The organism is Prevotella sp. P6B1 (assembly GCF_000702825.1).
GTDB lineage: Bacteria > Bacteroidota > Bacteroidia > Bacteroidales > Bacteroidaceae > Prevotella.
On the sequence record NZ_JNKF01000006.1, the window covers coordinates 1 to 3,914 of the forward strand.

The window sequence follows — 3,914 nt, forward strand, 5'->3', positions numbered from 1 at the left end:
ATAAAACTGAGGCTTAATGGCATGTCTCCTGTACAATACAGGAAAATGCTTACAGCTTCTATTGTTTAACCGTCCAAACTTTGGGGTTCACTTCAGGGACTGTCCCTTGGCATCCATCAAACTTCATGTTCAAATAATAAGCAATTAGTAATTACAAAATAATTATATGTTCCGTATTCATGTATGTTACAATTAAAAATTATGAAAAAGTATATAACAGCATTCTTTTTATTACACATATGTTTCTTTTCTACATATGCGCAGCACTCTTGTAAAGATTGTGTATATGATCTTTATAAAACACTAAGTACATATCAGTTAGATAGCATAGACATAGGTGAAAACACTTATTCTGTAAGTTCTCTTTATCAAGGCAAAAATAATCGTATTATTTTCGAAGCAATTACTAAAGCTCGCGTATTGAGTTGTGGCAACCCACTTGACTCTGTTGTTGTGCTAAATTTAGGCAATAAAGCATTGTTTTTTCTGGTGAGCACAGAATCGCCTCGATGTTTTAAATACTTTGATATAAATTCTATATATGACGGCAAAGGGCATAATCTTTTGTATAAAGATGATTATATTAAATTTCCTGCAGTTATTAATGACCCAGATGCCTTTACTTATGTTAGAGAAGGACCTTCTAAGAAGTATCGGGTAAAAAACAAGATATTGCAAAATGAAATATTTTTATATACCCCCAATTTAAATAGTGACTGGTATAGGGTTTACTCTAATGATGGGAACTTGTTTCTTGGTTATATATACAGGAAACGAATTCTTCCGTATGACAAATGTCCTATAAATATAAAAAAGGAAATGATGAAAATTATGTTTGATTAACCAATCAGGGGGGATAGTTACAGCATAAGTTTATAAGGAAATATTTTCGATATGAGAAAGAGAATTATATTGTTTTTACTTATGTCCTCAACATTAGTATGTTGTGGTTCAAACATTCACAAAGATAATAATTTGAACGTTTTGGACTATTCTTCGGTGTGGACTTGCTACCAAAATGACGTTTTAGGTTATGTTGGCGAAAACTATCAGCGTTTCTATTTTTTTATAGACAGTATTAAAGCAAACTCAAAAGATACGCTCCAATATAAGGTATGGGGAAGGTATCGTATTAAAGATGCGATTAACTACTATGTAGGAAGTATACGAATCGCAGAAGGATTTGCAAAGTTACCCGAGAAGTACAGTATAGTGGAAGATAACCCTTTGAGTGGTATACAGGTGTACAGTATGGTTTCTGAATGGAATTTGAATGCTATCGGAGTAAAAGAGAGCATAAAAGGAAAAATGACCTCTACATTTTACATCCATCAGGGTAAGGTGTTTTTTGATGACCTTGACATTGAATGCAGTGATTCTTATCGCAATAACCAATTTATTGGAACGTTGCAATCTGCAAGTGGTAAGGAAAAGAAGTGCCGATGGGGAACATTCCGCATTCCTGATAGCGAAGAGCTTGATATCGGAGCGGCAGATTTTTTCCCAGATGACAAATACATTAAGAACGGATGGCAATCATATTGCAACGCATATTTGGAAGGAACCCAAAAAGGTTGGGAGATTGAAAATCAAAGTCATTGGACATTAAGACCAGATACTCTTCAATTAAAGACTCCTGCCATTATTAACGACCCTGATGGTTATGTAAACATCCGTGAGAAGTCAAATGTAAAATCTAAGGTTGTGAGACAGATTAAAGAAAACGAGCTTTTTTACTTCACTCCTTTGTTTAAGACAGAATGGTATCCGGTTTATCTGGATGAAAACGAACCATGCATTGGGTATATTCATCAGTCGCGTATAAAGACATTTGAAGATTTCCCCAAATGGCTACAAGAGAAAGTAAGAAAGAAGAGAGATGGAGGGTATTAAAATAATCAGAAGAGTCCTCGTGAGCTTTTGGACTCAATATCCCTGGTCACGTCATTTCTAAAAATATTTATATGCATATGAGAAAGTTTATATATATATTTATTGTATTGTTGTTGTCGGGATGTCATGATGACTACTGGGAATTGGGTGATTCCTATGTTTATAATAATGGCTGTATTTATTATGTTATTGATACCTGTCATAGGGATGGTGTTCGCTATGAAGGCCTTGAAGAATTAGTTCCATTTGATGTACATAATTTTGGCTATAATGAGCACTATATCATTGCATATCAAAAGCCAGACAGTGCGTATTACATCGATTTCAATCAAACTATTCCAGATTCTACCACATGTTTTCAAGAGAAAGCGGATAGTTTAGAGACACTCTTAGGTAAAATGCTCAGTATACAAAACTGTTATTGGATTATCCGTAAAAAAGACAAAAGAGTATTTGGCCCAATGTCAGAATCTGATTTTAATCGAAGGTGCAAAAGAATGGGCATCAGTATAAGTTGGGTGAGAGAAATGAAATAACCCAAAGTAACCTTGCAGACGGAGAATGTGAACATTTATTTCATTAATATCTATGATGAGAAATTTTGTAATTATTTTATTGTTATTTGAGATTCTTATATTCCAGTCTTCCTGTATGCATATTGACAATCAGGAAGAGAATAGCTATCATATAGAAGGCAAACAGAGAACCTTTAAAATGGTAGGAGTGGATGGTGCAGTAATAGAGAATGTTCGAAAAGAGTTTTATATTGCAGACAATGGCAAACAGTCGGCTGTTGTAATTGGATACGGTATCAATTCGAAGGGTACTGCCACATTATACGTTTCAGGAAATTCACAAGTTAGACGAGAGCAGACATTTCCTGTTGATGATGATATGGAGATTGCGATATTGAATCATGTTATGGATGAAATAAATTCCAAGCAATACACAATCAATAGTTTGCAATTCTCCATGAAAACTTGTGGAATTACTAATCTAAATATTTCCGAGAACTATTGGAAAACAAAACGATTAAACAGGAAGAATTTGCAACAGCCGTTGTTCAGTAAATTCTGCGATATTCTTAAGAAATGTGGCTATGAGGTATACGGTTTCTCATATAACGATTTCTACCCGATAACCACACGCGAAGTAGGATATTATCACATACTGCCAGATTCGAGTTCCCCAGACACTGTGGCTATAGACGGAATTGTTACATTAGAATGCAGAAAACTTGAATCATCTTACAAAAATAGGAAGAATTCATGGGATTGATTAGAAAACTTACAGAAAAAGAAATTGGATTAGTTTCATATTTGGCGAATAAAGCAAATTACAAGCTGCAACCCAATTGGCTCGAAAACGTAGATATCATGCCTTTAGATGATGGAGGCATGGGTAGCATGGTATTTATTGCCTCAACTAAACAAAAAGCGAGGAAAAGCGAAACTTTGATTTCAGATTGCGAATTCAAAGACAAAGATGGTATAATAGTAGTAGCGAGTCTGTTTGTAGATGACAATAATGATTTATATGAGTTGGATATTTGGAAGACAGATTTCTCGCCTCTTATAGAAATACCGTGTACTTTTTGTTGAACATAATCAGCGATTCACTGGACCGGAGAAAGTGAGAATCAACAAATCATCCATGACAATGGTGACAACGGTGACAAGGTGACAACGGTGACACAGTTTTTCTAAAAATCCTCGCGCGTACGTACGTGAACTTTAAAAACTCGAAAAAAAATAGTTCACGTACGCGAGAAAAGTTATAAATGTCCTGTCACCGTTGTCACCCGAAATAATCAAAAAGGGGGCATTTTTCTCTAAGTACTTTTCACTTGCAAAGTAGTTGGCGCGCAAAAATTCTTTAGGTACTTTTCAAAAAAAAGCTATTTCTTTTTGGCGTATTAATGATATCTCTCTACCTTTGCCACCAAATTAATTAAATCATTTCGATATATGAATAAAAAAGCCATTAAACTGATAATGCTACTTGGCCTTTTTTCCTGTTGC

Annotated in this window: 5 protein-coding genes; all 5 read left to right on the forward strand. The window is 34.7% G+C overall.

The features are described 5' to 3' along the window. Positions 1 to 201: 201 nt before the first annotated feature. The 5 genes from T495_RS0100950 to T495_RS0100970 all read left to right on the forward strand — a co-directional run bounded on the left by T495_RS0100950 (position 202) and on the right by T495_RS0100970 (position 3,494). On the forward strand, positions 202 to 843 hold the full coding sequence (locus T495_RS0100950; RefSeq protein WP_033147298.1) for an SH3 domain-containing protein: 642 nt from the start codon (positions 202 to 204) through the stop codon (positions 841 to 843). A gap of 51 nt (positions 844 to 894) precedes the next feature. Next, the gene (locus T495_RS0100955; protein WP_155993368.1) at positions 895 to 1,893 is read left to right on the forward strand and encodes a hypothetical protein; all 999 of its coding nucleotides are present in this window, start codon (positions 895 to 897) and stop codon (positions 1,891 to 1,893) included. A gap of 77 nt (positions 1,894 to 1,970) precedes the next feature. Then, entirely contained in the window at positions 1,971 to 2,429 is a 459-nt protein-coding gene (locus T495_RS0100960) for a DUF3997 domain-containing protein (protein WP_033147295.1), read from the forward strand. 52 nt (positions 2,430 to 2,481) lie between these two features. After that, a complete protein-coding gene (locus tag T495_RS0100965) occupies positions 2,482 to 3,171 on the forward strand; it encodes a hypothetical protein (protein ID WP_155993370.1) in 690 nt (229 codons plus the stop codon). Then, positions 3,162 to 3,494: a hypothetical protein gene (locus tag T495_RS0100970; protein WP_033147297.1), complete on the forward strand. Its 333-nt coding sequence runs from the start codon at positions 3,162 to 3,164 to the stop codon at positions 3,492 to 3,494. The genes T495_RS0100965 and T495_RS0100970 overlap by 10 nt, the downstream gene beginning before the upstream one ends. Positions 3,495 to 3,914: the final 420 nt, after the last annotated feature.